This is a genomic window from Nostoc sp. (assembly GCF_036919895.1).
Classification (GTDB): Bacteria; Cyanobacteriota; Cyanobacteriia; order Cyanobacteriales; family Nostocaceae; genus Nostoc.
The window spans coordinates 1-16,703 of the sequence record NZ_JBALBW010000013.1 but is presented as its reverse complement, the minus strand read 5'-3'; the positions used below and the strand labels follow the sequence as shown (position 1 = coordinate 16,703).

Below are 16,703 nucleotides of genomic sequence, written 5' to 3'. Positions count from 1 at the left end.
CTAAACCTTCTCTTCCTTTGCGCCCTTTGCGTCCTTTGCAGTTCGTTAAAAAATTATTACGTGCATCTTCACAGAGAATTGGTATGAAAACATAGACTCTTATAAAAAGTCTACACCCTTCACTTTTATCATCCATTGTTTGTAATCCGAGGGATAACTACCGTGACAACCGTAGATACGGTACTAAGTAAACACGATAATGGCCTTAACTTCTCCTCTTGGTCTTATAACAAAAACCAAGTTTGGAAAGGTTCTTTAGAAACAGTATCTTTTGAGAAACAAACCATCAAAGATAAATTGATGGTGTTAAATAAACCCTGCTACATCGTGAAAGTTGCCGGAAAAATCGGTGTCACCAACGAGGGCTACTTATCCCCAGGTGATAATGGCACAACAGCACAAGTAGAACTCTTAACATTTGCAGCCCCAATCCGCATTCAACAATTTGGCGACCCCAATTTCCTCTCCTCTCACGGAGTGAAATATGCCTACGTTACTGGCGCAATGGCTGGCGGAATCGCTTCCGAAGAAATGGTCATTGCACTAGGAAAAGAGCAAATTTTGAGTTCCTTTGGTGCAGGTGGTTTAACTCCAGAACGTTTGGAAGCAGCCATCAATCGCATTCAACAAGCTTTACCTCAAGGGCCTTATGCTTTTAATTTAATTCACAGCCCCAATGAACCAGCGATTGAACGCCGCGCCGTAGATTTATACCTCAAATATCAAGTGAGAACAGTAGAAGCATCTGCATTTCTCGACTTGACCCCCAACATTGTTTATTACCGTGTTGCTGGATTGGGTTTGAATAACGCCAATCAAATTGAAATAAAAAATAAAGTCATCGCCAAAATTTCTCGCCGAGAAGTTGCGACTAAATTTTTACAACCAGCACCAGCCAGAATCCTCAAAGAACTTCTTGAACAAGGATTAATCACTGAGTTACAAGCAACTCTTGCAGCCAAAGTTCCAATGGCTGATGACATTACCGTCGAGGCTGATTCTGGAGGTCACACAGATAACCGTCCCTTAGTTTGTGTGCTACCTTCTATTATTGCCTTGCGCGATGAAATTCAAGCCCAATATCATTACCAAATACCAATTAGAATTGGTGTAGCAGGGGGAATTGGGACACCACAATCAGCATTAGCAGCTTTCATGATGGGTGCTGCTTATGTAATGACTGGTTCTATTAATCAATCATGCGTTGAATCTGGAGCTTGTGAACATACCAAAAAGTTATTAGCCCAAGCAGAAATGGCTGATATGATTATGGCTCCAGCCGCAGATATGTTTGAAATGGGAGTAAAATTGCAAGTTCTCAAACGGGGTACAATGTTCCCCATGCGAGCGCAAAAATTATTTGAACTCTACCGCGCTTATGATTCCATTGAAAGCATCCCCCTCGCAGAAAGAGAGAAATTAGAAAAACAAGTTTTTCGCAAAACTATTGCCGAAGTATGGGAAGGAACTGCGGCTTATTTGTCTCAAAAGAATCCTGAGAAACTTGGGAAAGCAGTTAATAATCCTAAGCTAAAAATGGCGTTGATTTTTCGCTGGTATTTAGGATTATCTTCTCGCTGGTCGAGTTCTGGCGAGAAAGGTAGAGAAGTAGATTATCAAATTTGGTGTGGCCCGGCAATGGGCGGTTTCAATGACTGGGTACGCGGTTCTTACCTATCTGAACCAAATAATCGTGGTGTAGTTGATGTTGCTAATCAAATTATGACTGGTACAGCCTTTTTGTATCGCGTCCAAAATTTGAAAATTCAAGGGCTGCAAACTTCCGATTATTACAGTCAATATCACCCTGTTCGTTCTACATCATTGTTGGAGATTTAAAAATGACTATAAAACAGTCTTTCACCGCAGAGGATATTCAAATATTTTTGGTATCTAACTTAGCTAAGTTGCTAAATGTAACAACTGATGAAATAGATATCAAAGAACATTTAGAAAACTATGGGTTGGATTCAGCCCAAGCAATGATTCTAGTAAGTAACTTAGAAAAGTTGCTCGGATTTCAACCATCTCCATTGCTTCTGTGGCATTATCCAAATATTGAGGCTCTTTCACAGCGTTTAGCTGAAGAAGTACAAGAAGGTTCACCAGTTCAAGATACAAAGGTAGTAGCCTCTAATGCCAACACTGCACCCTCAGTTCTAGATTTAGGTGCTGAGGCTGTTCTTGACCCCACCATCCATCCCGGCGCTGCATCTAATGTACTTGTGGGTGAACCCAAGAATATCTTTTTAACTGGAGGAACTGGCTTTTTAGGAGCTTTTATCATCCGGGAATTGCTACAAGAAACCAATGCCGATATCTATTGTTTAGTGCGTGCTGCTAATGCCGAAGAAGGCAAAAGCAAACTGCAAAAGAATCTGGAACAGTATGCAATTTGGCAGGAAGAATTTAGCTCCAGAATTATTCCGGTTGTCGGTGATTTATCTCAACCATTATTAGGTATTGGTTCGGAACAATTTCAAGTTTTAGCTGCCGATATTGATACTATATATCATAGTGCTGCTTTGTTGAATTATGTTTTCCCATACTCTGCACTGAAAGCAGCCAATGTTTTAGGAACACAAGAAGTTTTGAGATTGGCTTGTCAAGTTAAAGTCAAGCCTGTACATTATGTTTCTAGTGTGGCTGTTTTTGAATCCACTGCTTATGCTGGGAAGGTTGTCAAAGAACAGGATGAATTCAATCATTGGGAAGGTATTTATCTTGGTTACTCACAAACAAAATGGGTAGCTGAAAAGTTAGTTAAAATTGCTCGTGACCGTGGGCTTCCTGTAACTATCCATAGACCACCACTGATTTCAGGTGATAGCAAAACAGGCATTTGTAACACACATGATTTCATCAATTTGATGACCAAGGGCTGTCTACAAATGGGATATTTCCCTGATGTAGATTATATGTTGGATATGTCACCTGTGGATTATGTAAGTAAAGCGATCGTTTATCTATCACGCCAAAAAGAATCCATAGGTAAAGCTTTCAATTTACAACATCCCCAACCTGCTGCTTTGAAAATGCTAGTTGAGTGGATAAGCTCTTTTGGTTATTCAGTTGAGATGATTCCTTACGAAAAATGGCAATCAGAGTTAATCAATAATGTGACTTCTGCTGACAATCCTTTGTATACTCTGCGGCCATTTTTGCTGGAACGTTGGTCTGATGAACAACTGACTATTCCTGATTTGTACTTACAAGCTAGAAGACCTCATATTAGCTGCCAAGATACTCTTCATGCATTGGCAGGTAGTTCTATTGCTTGTCCTCCAATTGATTCTCAATTGTTTATGACTTATACGGCCTACTTGATTCAAAGCGGTTTCTTGAATCTCGCTTAGGAATTTCAACTTCTGTAGGATGTGTTAGGAATGTAACGTATTATCCCTGATACTTCGGTGTGTTACGGAAGCCGTAACACACCCTACAAAAATTTTGTTTAGTCCATGTTTTTTAAAACTCAGTACTACTGAAGAACCATATTTCAGATGCCAGCAACAACTGATACACCAACAGAGGCAAGATAATTGCCCTGTTTTTTTATGCTCAATAATGTAAATTTTTAGTATTCACCTCTTGACAGAAGTAATCGAGGATAGAATGGTTAGTGTCGGGCACAAAAGTTTGATTTTACCTGCTGGCTTTTGATTACTCACAAAAACCAGCGCTAGCAGTTTGAAATAACCGAATTTCTTTAATGCTCAACTTCTTCGATGCATAAATCCTAAGTTTGCGCTTGGATTGCTACATCTATCTAACGCATCACACAAGCATTTGAAAGGGTAATAACTTAAGACGTTTATCGTTGGTTCAGATATTACGTGTACTTAATTGTAGAACGAGAACCACTGTAAATGCAACGCAGCTTCATCAAGTTGAATTCACCAATATTCTTACATGAACACAACACATCAAGGTCGGAGCAAAAAAACTGCTCTTATTACTGGGGCAGCCGGTGGAATTGGCTACGAATTAGCATGTATTTTTGCTGCTCATGATTACAATCTGGTCTTAGTAGACAGAAATGGGTTACAGCTTGTAGAAATTGCAGCTATATTCCAAGAAAAATTTGGAAATTTTGTCAAAACTATTGTTAAGGATTTATCTATCTCAACAGCTCCTGAAGAAATTTTCACGGAGTTACAAAAAGCCGATATTAATGTTGATGTGCTGGTAAATAATGCTGGATTTGGTATACATGGATTATTTTACGAAACAGACCTAGCTACTGAATTGGAAATGCTACAGGTAAATTTGGTGTGTCTCACCCATTTAACCAAGCTATTCGTGAAGGGGATGGTAAAGCAAGGTGATGGTAAAATATTAAACGTCGCCTCGGCTGCGGCTTTTCAACCAGGGCCTTTGATGGCGGTTTATTTTGCTACCAAAGCTTATATCTTATCTTTTTCAGAAGCGATCGCTAATGAATTAGAAGGTACTGGTGTCACTGTGACAGTTCTTTGCCCAGGTTCAACAGAATCTGGCTTTCATGAAAGAACTGGTATGGCTGACTCTAAGTTACTCAAGGGCAAGAAGATGATGGATGCAAAAACAGTTGCCGAAATTGGTTTTCACGCCTTAATGAAGGGCAAAACCATTGTCATTCCTGGTTTTATGAATAAACTACTTGCAAAAAGCGTCAGATTTGTACCCAGAAACCTGGTGACAAAAATTGTGAGGAATATGCAGGAGGACAAATAAGCAGGGGAAGAATTCATAACTCTTGACCAATGACTAGCATTAATATTGCCAACATTTCAAATCCCAGCCAAAATTTGCCACAGCAACAGCAGCAAGATAATTGTTAGCCGGTACTAGTTCAAAAAGACTCCAGTCTTCAGATATCTGTAACTTGGCTGGTTCTGTGGGAGTGAGCGACACTTCAATTTGCTCTAACTGGGATAGTCCGTCTCCAGTTGCTTTTAAATAAGCTTCCTTACAAGTCCAGTAACGGAAAAATATCTCTTGCTGTTGGTTGGGAGATAGCGATCGCAACATATCATATTCTCTCGGTAAAAAGAACCGTTTGGCAAGAGCTTCAATGTCAGACATCGGGCGAATATATTCTAGGTCTACACCAATTTGGCGGGTGCAATTCACCGCACACAAACCCAACCCTTGAGAATGAGACAAGTTAAACTCCAGTCCACTATCAGTAAATGTATCTGCTAATACTGGTTTGCCACGCTGTTGATAATTAAACTGCACTTGTGACGGCTGGATACCCAAATAGCGACCTAATATAGTTCGCAGAATACCACGACCAGCGATGAAACGCTGCCGATGTTCCTGAAAATAGAACCGTTCAGCACGAGCCGTTTCGTCACTGGAAAGTGTTGCTGCTAAATTTTGCAGTTGTGGTTCTGGTTGGTCAAGTTCTATCCGCCAGACATGAATCTCATCCGGTCGCAAAGTTAAATTTGTGGGCGCAGGTAGCCAGAAATTCATGATAATACCATTTTTATAAATCGGACTACGGATCTTAGAATTACGAATTACGCTGTTGCTCCAACCATTCTAAAATCCGATTCCAGGCCCACCAAGGATCGGAATCCTTTACTTTACGCTGGCACTCTTTGCTACTCAAATAGCCAACATGACCGCCGTGCTGAGTGAGTAATAAATCTATTGCGGAATTGCGATCGCACGCTTGTTGTAATTCCGGTATGATAGCTGGGTCAAAAAGTGGATCGTCAGCAGCATATAAGATCAAGGTAGGTTTTGAAATTTGCGGCAATATTTGTAAAGCACTACTAGCTTGGTAATATGCTTCCACAGAAGAAAAACCAAGTCGCTTAATTACCAGTTCATTGTCAAAACCCCAAATACTATTCGCCCGTTCAATGGCTTCTGGGTCAAGGCTTCCAGGATGAGCATCATGAATCCGCCATGCCAGTTTTTTTAAATTTTGGGCAATCCCCGCTTCCAAATATCTGCCCAAGGGTTTTGTAACTAGATAAGATAGCGATCGCTCCGAATCCAAACTCGGACAAATCACCATACCACCACCAATATCCCTATCTTCTAGTCCTAAATCTTCATTTTCCCTAATCACTTCACTAGCCACCTTCACCGCCCATAGCGCCAATTGTCCTCCTAAAGAAAACCCTGTAAACCAAAATTTTCCCGGACATCCCATTGCCTTAGCGGCGGCGGCGATGCGAACAAAATCTTCCCCCTCGTATAAACCATCAGAAGTTAGAGTTGGGGACAGTTCGGCAGTTCTGCCGTGGGCCCGCCAATCAAATAACACCACAGCGTATCCCTGAGCATAAGCTTTACGCCCTAGCACTCTCAAAAACCATTCCGTTTTTAATTCTCCAGTAATGCCATAAGTGCCGATAATCGTACTATGAGCATTTTCTGGGATGGCAACCAAGCCAAAAATTGGCACACCTTGGCCACCAATAAAGATTTTCTCGTGATAAGACGGTTCTGGGTCTTTAGTAGTACTTTTCCAGTGACGCTTTCCCCACAAAGCGGCGTATACAGTCATCATCACACCGTTTTGTAAAAACCAAGACGGATTGTAGGAGGGAGTATAACACATCATAGACTATAAGATTTCGTGTAGTTGAGTCTTGATTTCATAGTCATTTAATCTTAATATTTATGTAAGATTTAAAACCTTTTTCATCATTGCTTCAAAAATCTTTGTATCTAGCAAAGGTTGTTATTTATCCTTAATAAGTAGTAATAATTTTTTAAGAATGCCGAGGATTCTTGTCATAGACGATGACCCAGCGATTTCAGAACTAGTTGCCGTCAACTTGGAAATGGCTGGCTACGATGTTAGTCAAGCTGAAGACGGCATCAAAGGTCAAGCGCTGGCTCTCCAGCTACAGCCAGACTTGATTATGCTCGATTTAATGTTGCCCAGGGTAGATGGCTTTACCGTTTGCCAACGCCTGCGCCGCGACGATCGCACCTCTGAGATTCCCGTGTTAATGTTGACGGCTTTGAGCCAAACTCAGAACAAAGTAGAAGGCTTCAACGCTGGCGCAGATGACTACCTCACCAAACCTTTTGAAGTTGAAGAACTGCTAGCGCGGGTGCGGGCGCTTTTGCGACGGACTGACCGCATTCCCCAAGCAGCAAAGCATAGTGAGATTTTGAACTATGGCTCACTCACCCTCGTTCCCGAAAGATTTGAGGCAATATGGTTCAATGACACGGTGAAATTGACTCACTTGGAATTTGAGTTACTTCACTGCTTACTACAACGCCACGGTCAAACAGTTTCTCCCAGTGAAATCCTCAGAGAAGTTTGGGGCTACGATCCTGATGATGACATAGAAACGATTCGAGTCCATATTCGCCACTTGAGAACCAAGCTAGAACCAGATCCTCGCCACCCCCGTTATATCAAAACAGTGTATGGTGCTGGATACTGTCTGGAGTTACCAGGTATCCCTCCAGCAGTTGAAGGGGCTTCAGTAACAGTTGTTGAATGAAATCACGCTAAATTCCCTTAACTAAGCCATCACTTAGGCAAGAACTCTGCAAAATTCTTAAATCCTTACCGTTTAGTTAAGGTTATTGCTGAGATGTGTAGAGACGTTGCAATGCAGCGTCTCTTGAGAGACATAGTAAGGAATGTGGATTAAATAAAATGCAAAAGTAGGGTGTGTTAGCGGAGCGTAACGCACTATTCCAAGTTAAATAAGAATTGCACGTTATTAAATTTGCGTTCCTAAGCGATCGCCTTTTGAAGTTACAGAGGGGCGATCGCTATTCCCCTGCTTGTTGTTTGAGCAAATTGACCAAATTATCGGATAACCACAAACCAGCATCACGCAAAGCTTGAATCCCACGAGATATGCTTGGGATTAGCCCACGTCTTTTTGCTAATATCAGCAAACTTCCTGTTCCGATAGTGGTTATACCTAAAGCTTGACCACAACGCCGTGCTGCCCTATCGTCAACAATAGCGGCACAGTCGGAATTTTTTAGTGCCAAACTCAATACTTGTGATTCTCCTTTTCCCAAATCCCAAGCTGCTACAACAGGAGCAATAGTATTAACTTCTACTGTTTTTATCCAAGAAATACTGGGTAATTGTGTTGATGCAACATCATCTTTTGTTGTGACTTCTTCAAAAACACCTAATGGAACTAAAATTTCTGTGAATAATTGTGGAACTAATTGTGCTTGCTAACTTTTCAAAAGAACAATCAAAGGTGAAGAGTTAATAATTACACAATTAATCGACATTAGCCAGTTCCTCGACTAACTCTTGGGCAGTATATTGCATAAAATCTACTTGGTAGCGTGATAAGGCATTAATAAATTCAGCACGAGTTAGCCCAGCAATTTCTGCTGCTTTCGCTTGTGAAATGTCACCTAACTCATACCATTTAACTGCTGCGGCAATTCGCATTTCTTGGATAAATTCTTCAGGGCTTTTACGAAGTGCTGAAAATACTGTTTCTGGTAATTGGATTGGTACTGTTCGCATACATTTATCCTCAGTTTATTAGAGAGCAAAGAATCTCAGCGTCTTTAGACCTGAGAGTGTCAATGTACTTTGGATATGACAGGACGATCGCACGTTGTCACTCAGCATGAGAATCGAACCGCAGAGGCGCAGAGGACACAGAGAAAGAGATTAAGAGGGAGCGATCGCTGTTTGAAGTTAGAATTGATGGCGATCGCTGCTAAAGTTTGAACTACAACTGTTGTGTGGCATCAATTTGGTGTGATTTTGGAAGAAAGGGTGCGATCGTTAGCGATATGCTTCTTTTAAAAACCTTTCATAATTTCTCCGAACTGCTATTGTATCGGGATGATCTACACCTAAAGTACATTCACAAATTGTTAAAGCTTGCTCAAACAGAGGTTTGGCTTTGCTATAGCGTTTTATAGACTGATAAAGTCCTGCGAGATTGTTCAGACTAATGGCGACATTAGGATGGTTATCTCCTAGTAAGCGTTTTGTCAGTTCCAAAGCTTGCTGACACAGGGATTCGGCTTCGCTATAGCGTCCTGTAGAACGGTAGAGTTCTGCGAGATTGTTCAGGCTAATGGCGACATTGGGATGGTTGTCTCCTAGCAAGCGTTTTGTCAATTCCAAAGCTTGCTGATACAGGGGTTCAGCTTCGCTGTAGCGTCCTGTAGAAACGTAGAGTAATGCGAGATTGTTCAAGCTATTGGCGACATTAGGATGGTTATCTCCTAGTAAGCGTTTTGTCAGTTCCAAAGCTTGCTGATAAAGGGGTTCAGCTTCGCTGTAACGTCCTGTAGAACGGTAGAGTTCTGCGAGATTGTTTAGGCTAGTGGCGACATTGGGATGGTTGTCTCCCAATAAGCGTTTTGTCAGTTCCAAAGCTTGCTGACACAGGGATTCGGCTTCGCTATAGCGTCCTGTAGAACGGTAGAGTTCTGCGAGATTGTTCAGGCTAATGGCGACATTGGGATGGTTGTCTCCTAGCAAGCGTTTTGTCAGTTCTAAAGCTTGCTGATACAGGGGTTCAGCTTCGCTGTAGCGTCCTGTAGAAACGTAGAGTGCTGCGAAATTGTTCAGGCTAGTGGCGACATCGAGATGATTGTCTCCCAATAAGCGTTTTGTCAGTTCTAAAGCTTGCTGATACAGGGGTTCAGCTTCGCTGTAACGTCCTGTAGAACGGTAGAGTTCTGCGAGATTGTTCAGGCTAGTGGCGACATTGGGATGGTTGTCTCCTAGCAAGCGTTTTGTCAGTTCTAAAGCTTGCTGATACAGGGGTTCAGCTTCGCTGTAGCGTCCTGTAGAAACGTAGAGTGCTGCGAAATTGTTCAGGCTAGTGGCGACATCGAGATGATTGTCTCCCAATAAGCGTTTTGTCAGTTCTAAAGCTTGCTGATACAGGGGTTCAGCTTCGCTGTAACGTCCTGTAGAACGGTAGAGTTCTGCGAGATTGTTCAGGCTAGTGGCGACATTGGGATGGTTGTCTCCCAATAAGCGTTTTGTCAGTTCCAAAGCTTGCTGATAAAGGGGTTCAGCTTCGCTGTAGCGTCCTGTAGAAACGTAGAGTGCTGCGAGATTGTTCAGACTAGTGGCGACATTGGGATGTTCTAAACCAAAACGATTTTGAGCTATGTCTACACACTGTTGTAGCCAAGGTTCTGCTTGCTGATAAAGTCCTTGACCTTCATAAAACCGGCCTAAACCTGTGAAAGACCAAATTAAATCCTCGTCGCTGAGATATTGGGATAGGTAGGTAGCAATTTCTGCAATGTGGGGGATATGTGGAGTGAGGTTGAAAATATCTCCAAGGTTAGGCTGTTGAGGAATTTGCTTTGCTACCTTTACCATCTGTGCTACAAAAGCAGTTTTCAACTCATCTGCATTACTTGACTCATCCAACTTCATTTGGAAAAATTGCCGAATCAGTGGATGTAGACGATAAATTCCCTTACTTTGCCATTGTATTAAATGTAGTTTCCGCAACTTAGCTATAGCTTTTTCCTTGAGTTCTTGTTCATCGTCATCTTCTATCGCCTCCACAGATAACGGAATATCAGCCAAGGCATACAAACTCAGCCAACAGCCTAAGCGTTGTGCATTTTCATCCAACTGTTCCCAACTCAATGCAAAAGCTTCAGCCACACCATATTCATAACGCATCAATGGATTAGTCTTGGCGACTGCTTCGTGTTCCAGTCGCTTTTTCTTTAGGCGCTTCAGCAGTGTTTCCAGAGACAAATCTGGCATTGTATCCAGATATCGCCCCACCAACTCTAACGCCAAAGGCAAATATCCCAAGGATTTACAAATTTCTCTCGCAATCCAAGGTTCGCTTTTAAGTCGTTCTCTATCAACCAGCGATTTTAATAATTTCATCGCCGCCAATGGTTTGAGAACACCCAAAGGTAATTGTGGCAAAGTTCTATCAAACCCCAGGCGCGTTGTCAGCAATATTTTAAACCGGGGTGATTCTGGGGGTAGATAAGGCTGAACCTGTGTTTTGTAGTCGGTGACATCATCAAACACCAGCAGCACTTCACCTTGTTGCCAATTCTGCCAGCAGTATCTCAGTCTATCTGCTAATTCCCAGTCATCCGGTGCAATAAGTTTAAATTTTAATTCCGCAAATCTGAGAATCTGAATTCCGACATCTATTCCCTGTGCAGATAACCAGCAAACCCCACCTTGATATTTCTGCAAATGCTGTTTGGCGTATTGGGTAGCGAGTTCAGTTTTGCCGACTCCACCCATACCCGCCACAGCTACAATGGCAACTTGCCGAGATATTTGTAATTGCTGGTGCAGTTTTTCTAGTTCTGCCTCACGCCCCACAAATTTTTCAAATGGGACAGCAGGAGGAATATTTTGATGAATTTCTTTAATTGTGGGGTGGGCATCTTGCCCGCCATTATATTTGTTTGTCAGACAAGCCCGTAACTTTTCTAGCTTACCCCGGCTTTCAGAATTGGCTAACTCAGGATAACACTGGGCAAATTTGTCATAAACCTCAGTCATCCGCTTTTTTAACGCAGCCGCACCGATGTTCAACTCGCTGGCAAGTTTTGCCTCACTCTTACCTGAGTTTTCAGTCTTCAAACGCTCTACAAAAGCTGCCGTTTGCTCTGGGGATAAGCTATTAATAGCAGCTTCATTGGCTAGAAAATCAGCCCATTCCATAGACAGCTTGTGAGATTTCTTCTCGATTCTACTTAATTTCTACCTTCTCTCTACTTTGTCTCCATTTCTAGGGAATCTCCTCTTCTTCTGGCAGAAATACGATTTGCATAGAAACATTTAGAAGAGGTTTAGCCATGAGAACTGCCTTAACAACTCCAGTCAACTCCAATCAAACCACCCAAACTTCGCAATTAGTCCCCACCTCGCCAACATCGGTAGAGAATCCATCTACTTGGATGCGAGATGGATACAGCCCTACTGAAATCATTCTGGCGGCGGCAATTTTAACTTCATTGTCGATTGGGGGAATTGCCTCTGTGATTGTGGCGATTACGGGTTTAGTTAAAACTTTAGTACGCCCGACAAGCGAAAAAACAAAGTAGCCTGACTGGCAAAGGCAAATTTTTCGCTTCGTTACTATCCCGCCTCGGAATCAATTCTGAGGCTAATAGTTTAAGTCCGTTCAAACGGACTAAAATTTAGTTAATTTGAGTCAGTTTTAACTGACTTGTGCTGTTAACCTGCGATTTGAATCACAGGCAGGCTGAAAGTATTGCTCATAACTTGAGTTTTTGAGCCTTTTTACTCGAATGTTGAGCCTTTTTACTCAAACGTTGCACCTTTTTACTCGAACGTTGAGCCTTTTTACTCGAACGTTGAGCCTTTTTACTCGAACGTTGAGCCTTTTTACTCAAACGTTGCACCTTTTTACTCGAACGTTGCACCTTTTTACTCGAACGTTGAGCCTTTTTACTCGAACGTTGCGCCTTTTTGCTCGAACGTTGAGCCTTTGAACCTCAAATCTGGGATTTGGAACTCAAAACAGCCAGATAAATACTATATTCATCCTGCCTTCTGCTTCCTAATTCTAAGGTGACTGATTTAACGCCCACTTCAACCACTGCCTAAAGGAATTTATAGTATTCAAACGATGGACTCCAGTAGCACGGGTGGCGGCGAGTCCATCAACAGCGACTAATGCAGCATATTGCAAGCCCAAAAAACTATCAACTGCGGCATAAGGGCCACCTAAAGTAATAGCCCCAGCAGCATACATTTGACCTTTGCCACTACGCATTTCTACTAATTCAAAATTGTTCGCTACAGTCAATCTCCCCAAGTGATTCACTGGGAGATTGTAATTTTTTACCAAATCTGCTATCAGAGGATTGGCATCTACTTTAGCGTCTAGTCCAGTAGCATCAACAATAAAATCAGCTAGCAATTTTATTTCCCCAAAGCTTTGTTCTCGGATATGGGTAATAGTCCGGTTTTGGGCATCTCGTTCTACATCCAAAACCTCTCCGAAGGTAATTTGATACCAGCCTTCGCTGATGCCTTGGGCAGTAATTTGCTGCCAGTCTAGGCGGTCGGCGGTGGTAGTTCCACCCCAGTCTGCTAATAAACGCTTGCGTTCATCGGGGGTGGCTTTTTCTAACATTACCCGGAGTTCGCCGCCCCAACAGGCTTTCGGCCAGTTAAAGGGTTGAAATTCGTAATGATTTTTGACTAGGCGCTGGGTATTTTGAAATTTGTTACCTTGAGGTTTAGGCGATCGCATTAAATGCAAAACTGCAATATTCTGATTTCGCTTTCTGGCTTCATAAATGCGTTGAATAATCCGCGAAGCCACAATTCCCCGCCCCCGAATCAACACCGTACCACCTTGTCGTTCTAGTTGCTCATAAACATGATCGTGGGCTTCATAAGCATTGACGACAGATTTAAAATCTTGATATTTTTCTCTATAAGCTTGCAAATCAGGAAGAAACTGAATTGCTGGATACCCAGTAGCTAAATGTAAATAACGACTAACTAAAAAAGCATAATCTCCTGGGGCGCGAGAATAGGCTACACAATATCTGCCATCATCAGTTTTGCGAATTGCCCTAACTCGTCCATAGCGATAAATTTGATTCCAACCAATACGCTTCGCTTCCCGGTCTATGGAATCAAAGACGTTACCAGCACGCGGTGTATAAGTTTCGGCAAATGTTGGTTCTGAAAACACTTGCCACAAATACTTAAATGCTGAGTTTATCTGTCCCTTAGTGCAATCGTGCCAAGCCTCACGCAAGGCATAACTAGGCCAGCCCCAAATATTATCAGGACAAGAGTCAGAATTCGATCGCAGTCTTTCATATAAGGGAATTTGCGAATTCAAACAAAGGCGTTTGTAACGAGCATAAGGTTCTGCCTCTAATCCCAAAGCTACAATTTTGTCAGGACGCACACCGCTAAGTCGCAGAAAATCAGCCCAAACAAAGCTACCCAATCCCGCCCCGATCGCTAGATAATCAGATTCATCTACTGATAATCCTGTAGCATAAAGCGCTTGCACAGCGACGTTTTCCGCCTGAAACGCCAGTGGTGGGAAATTACTTGCCAAGGGCGTTAACGGCTGGGCTACAGGCAAACTGGGGTCTGGAAGATTGGTATTTACGTTGAAGTGAATCGTTGAAGGAGGGCTAGTATCTGGTGCAGAGGCACTAGCAGCAAAGGTAATAGTGATTAGATAGGGGCCAATTTGCAACGTATCGCCATTAACCAAAACACTGCGCGTTTGTGGTTGGCCATTGACATACACACCGTTAACGCTGCCTTGGTCAATCACTACGAGATGGTCTTGTTCCCAGTCAATTAGGGCGTGGTAGCGAGAAACTTCGTTACTGTTAAGCAGCATCCGAGAAACGCGTACTCCCCTAAGTTCAGCAGGTAAGCGAGGGAATTCTCGACCAAAAGCGATCGGCATATTCAACCTTGGTTCTCGCCGTTCTCCCGTCGCTGGTTCTTCCCAACTTAATTGGATTTGTAAGTCATTTGTCATTGGTCATTGGACATGATTATTTTCCTTGTCGCCTTCCTATTCCCTAACTACTCGGTGCTACCAAGACACTCACAGCCGCAGCCAAAGATGTCCCACACCAATGACAGCCAATTTGTAGATTTTCTCCTGGGGAAACTTTATGACATTTGGGGCATTCTAAGCCATAAACTCCTGGCGGTGTTGGTGAATGATGGTGATTTCCGATATGAACTGGTGGATGGGGTGGCATCAAAACTGTTGCTGGGATGCTACCCGTGGAAATGCTAGAAACGTTGAGTTGTATTTGTCCCAAAGAGATACTAGTGCCATCAGTTAAAGGCATTTCACCTTGAACTAATTGCCGTCCATCGATCAGAGGGGGATTTTGCGATCGCAAATTCCTAATATAAAAACGCTGTTGCTGGTGATGAAAAAATATTTCAACGTGCAAACCAGAGACAGTGGGGTGACTCAAAACAATATCGCACCGGAGGGGGTCGCGACCAATGCGGATAGTGCCAAGATTTTTACTTGGCTGTTGTTCGTAAATGTTCTGAGTTTTATTTTGGCCTGAATCGTGCCAGTGTAAAGTTAGTGCGTTCATTGTTCTAACTTCGTAAATGGTATTTAGCTACTTCAACTTTCTTCTGTGCGATTCCTAACACGATTGCGTCGGTGTAAGCAAGTATTTAGAAAAAACTTCAACAAGCTTTATTTTGCCGACGCTAGTCTATCAGCGATGCGTGTAGTTTCTGGCAGCCGATATTTTGGCGTGCAGCGTAATACATAGTCAATTGCTGTTGGTAAACTAATTCGATGACCGCAAGAAATGTACAGAGGTTTGACCCCTGTGCGCGATCGCAAAACTGCCCCAATGGTTTCACCATTATGGATCAGTGGTTGCCAGTTGCCTCTAGTTTCTGGCAATTCCTCATGCTTACCTATGAACAAAGACTTGGCTACACCAATTGTTGGTATATCTATCAGTAACCCTAAATGGCTAGCTATCCCTAATCTCCGAGGATGAGCAATTCCCTGACCATCACACAAAATGATATCTGGTATTGTTGTAATCTTTTCTAGGGCATCAAGGACAGCTGGTATTTCCCGAAATGAGAGGAACCCAGGAACATAAGGGAAGGTTGTAGGACGGTGTGCTAGGCTTGTCTCGATTACTTGCAAATCAGGAAAACTCAGTACTGCCACAGCTGCACGGCTAATGGTTCCATCCGCTTCAAAACCCATATCCACACCAGCAACGGACTGGATAGGTTCTCGTAGTTCGTCTTCAGTAATTACTCGATATCGCAGCGTTTCTTGGATAACTATGGCTTCCTCTAGCGTTGAGGGCCAAGCATGATCTTGATAAATCTTCATATCTAAAATTGGAATTAAACTGATTAATATTAATCCTGTTAATTGGGGTAGGGCAAAATAGATGTTGAGCTAGGGAAAATATCTTTTTTACAAAGGTATGTGAAAGACTATCTTTATACTAAATATTTTAACCCAAGCTAGTTGATATTTTGGATCATAATGTTACTTAAGGCTGTGAAGAGGGAATCCTAAGAATATAAGCTTATTTTCCTAGATTTTCCCTTTTAGTGGTTATGACACAGCCAAATATTCTGGAACTTGCAAAACAGGGAGATGTAGAAGCGATCGCATCTCTGATGAACCGCCACCTACACCCCAAAGGGATCGCTGCAAAAGTTGCCTTTCAAGATGCTTGGTTAGAGGTAACGCTAGAATCTGCCCAAGTACCAAATCAGCAAATTTTAGTTGCATTTATCCGCAAAGGTTTAACTGGTTTAGGGGCTGCATCTATTGAAAGCGTGAAAATTTACGGACAACAAACTGGTAAGAAGTTTCCAGCTTGGACTAAAGAGTTTAATCTAGGTATAATAGAAGCTGAACTAGAAGAAGTAGATAATGAAAATTCTTCCAGCAATCCTCAAACTCTGACTATTTCTATTAACTTAAGTGGCGATACTGCACGGGGATTAACAAACCAAGATTTTGAATTTATTGCTAACCAAATAAGCGCTGATATTTTATCATCTTGTACTGACGTTTTTATTCAAAAAGTAAGTATTAGTAATGGTAGTTCGGTGATTACAAAAGAACGTTAGGGACTTCCAAATAAAAAAATACCCAAAAACTGGTGAAAACTCTCTTCTCCTCATTTCTCTGTGTTGCGCCAGGTGCTACAAACTCCTCCACCCCCGCAACGCACTGGCTTCTCTGTGCGGCAGTCGCTCA

15 protein-coding genes are annotated in these 16,703 nt (G+C 42.4%); 7 read left to right on the top strand and 8 right to left on the bottom strand.

Annotated elements, in window-relative coordinates; genetic code table 11:
- Window positions 1-162: 162 nt before the first annotated feature.
- The 3 genes from V7K55_RS02065 (at window position 163) to V7K55_RS02055 (ending at window position 4,716) form a co-directional block, all read left to right on the top strand.
- Window positions 163-1,839, top strand: a complete 1,677-nt coding sequence (locus V7K55_RS02065; protein ID WP_334827685.1) for a PfaD family polyunsaturated fatty acid/polyketide biosynthesis protein — start codon at window positions 163-165, stop codon at window positions 1,837-1,839.
- Window positions 1,840-1,841: 2 nt separating this feature from the next.
- Entirely contained in the window at window positions 1,842-3,356 is a 1,515-nt protein-coding gene (locus V7K55_RS02060; protein ID WP_334827683.1) for a thioester reductase domain-containing protein, read from the top strand.
- A gap of 556 nt (window positions 3,357-3,912) precedes the next feature.
- On the top strand, window positions 3,913-4,716 hold the full coding sequence (locus V7K55_RS02055) for an SDR family NAD(P)-dependent oxidoreductase (protein ID WP_334827681.1): 804 nt from the start codon (window positions 3,913-3,915) through the stop codon (window positions 4,714-4,716).
- A gap of 39 nt (window positions 4,717-4,755) precedes the next feature.
- On the opposite strand, the gene hetI is transcribed toward V7K55_RS02055, so the two are convergent.
- Both hetI and V7K55_RS02045 read right to left on the bottom strand, forming a co-directional pair.
- The gene (gene hetI / locus V7K55_RS02050; RefSeq protein WP_334827679.1) at window positions 4,756-5,463 is read right to left on the bottom strand and encodes a 4'-phosphopantetheinyl transferase HetI; all 708 of its coding nucleotides are present in this window, start codon (window positions 5,461-5,463) and stop codon (window positions 4,756-4,758) included.
- A gap of 40 nt (window positions 5,464-5,503) precedes the next feature.
- Window positions 5,504-6,568, bottom strand: coding sequence for a YheT family hydrolase (locus V7K55_RS02045; protein ID WP_334827677.1), 1,065 nt, complete (start codon window positions 6,566-6,568; stop codon window positions 5,504-5,506).
- Window positions 6,569-6,725: 157 nt separating this feature from the next.
- Here V7K55_RS02045 and V7K55_RS02040 point away from each other — a divergent pair, with 157 nt between their 5' ends.
- Window positions 6,726-7,469, top strand: a complete 744-nt coding sequence (locus V7K55_RS02040; protein ID WP_334827675.1) for a response regulator transcription factor — start codon at window positions 6,726-6,728, stop codon at window positions 7,467-7,469.
- 277 nt (window positions 7,470-7,746) lie between these two features.
- On the opposite strand, the gene V7K55_RS02035 is transcribed toward V7K55_RS02040, so the two are convergent.
- Window positions 7,747-8,004, bottom strand: a complete 258-nt coding sequence (locus tag V7K55_RS02035) for a DUF3368 domain-containing protein (protein WP_334827673.1) — start codon at window positions 8,002-8,004, stop codon at window positions 7,747-7,749.
- 214 nt (window positions 8,005-8,218) lie between these two features.
- Window positions 8,219-8,473 (bottom strand): UPF0175 family protein, encoded by a 255-nt coding sequence (locus V7K55_RS02030; protein WP_334827671.1) that lies wholly within the window; start codon window positions 8,471-8,473, stop codon window positions 8,219-8,221.
- A 75-nt stretch (window positions 8,474-8,548) separates the two neighbouring features.
- Here V7K55_RS02030 and V7K55_RS02025 point away from each other — a divergent pair, with 75 nt between their 5' ends.
- On the top strand, window positions 8,549-8,683 hold the full coding sequence (locus V7K55_RS02025; RefSeq protein WP_334827669.1) for a hypothetical protein: 135 nt from the start codon (window positions 8,549-8,551) through the stop codon (window positions 8,681-8,683).
- Between the two features lie 57 nt (window positions 8,684-8,740).
- Here V7K55_RS02025 and V7K55_RS02020 read toward each other — a convergent pair whose 3' ends face one another.
- The gene (locus V7K55_RS02020; RefSeq protein ID WP_334827667.1) at window positions 8,741-11,635 is read right to left on the bottom strand and encodes a tetratricopeptide repeat protein; all 2,895 of its coding nucleotides are present in this window, start codon (window positions 11,633-11,635) and stop codon (window positions 8,741-8,743) included.
- 134 nt (window positions 11,636-11,769) lie between these two features.
- Between V7K55_RS02020 and V7K55_RS02015 the strand changes: the two genes are divergently transcribed.
- Window positions 11,770-12,018 carry a hypothetical protein gene (locus tag V7K55_RS02015; protein WP_334827665.1) on the top strand — a complete coding sequence of 83 codons (249 nt, stop codon included), beginning with the start codon at window positions 11,770-11,772 and terminating at the stop codon, window positions 12,016-12,018.
- Window positions 12,019-12,503: 485 nt separating this feature from the next.
- Here the strand turns inward: V7K55_RS02015 and V7K55_RS02010 are convergent, their stop codons facing one another.
- The 3 genes from V7K55_RS02010 to nfi form a co-directional block, all read right to left on the bottom strand.
- Complete coding sequence (locus tag V7K55_RS02010) at window positions 12,504-14,462, bottom strand: FHA domain-containing protein (protein WP_334827662.1); 1,959 nt, start codon at window positions 14,460-14,462, stop codon at window positions 12,504-12,506.
- Between the two features lie 43 nt (window positions 14,463-14,505).
- On the bottom strand, window positions 14,506-15,045 hold the full coding sequence (locus V7K55_RS02005; RefSeq protein ID WP_334827660.1) for an FHA domain-containing protein: 540 nt from the start codon (window positions 15,043-15,045) through the stop codon (window positions 14,506-14,508).
- A gap of 107 nt (window positions 15,046-15,152) precedes the next feature.
- Window positions 15,153-15,818, bottom strand: coding sequence for a deoxyribonuclease V (nfi, locus tag V7K55_RS02000; protein WP_334827658.1), 666 nt, complete (start codon window positions 15,816-15,818; stop codon window positions 15,153-15,155).
- A 233-nt stretch (window positions 15,819-16,051) separates the two neighbouring features.
- Here nfi and V7K55_RS01995 point away from each other — a divergent pair, with 233 nt between their 5' ends.
- Window positions 16,052-16,573: a hypothetical protein gene (locus V7K55_RS01995; RefSeq protein WP_334827656.1), complete on the top strand. Its 522-nt coding sequence runs from the start codon at window positions 16,052-16,054 to the stop codon at window positions 16,571-16,573.
- Window positions 16,574-16,703: the final 130 nt, after the last annotated feature.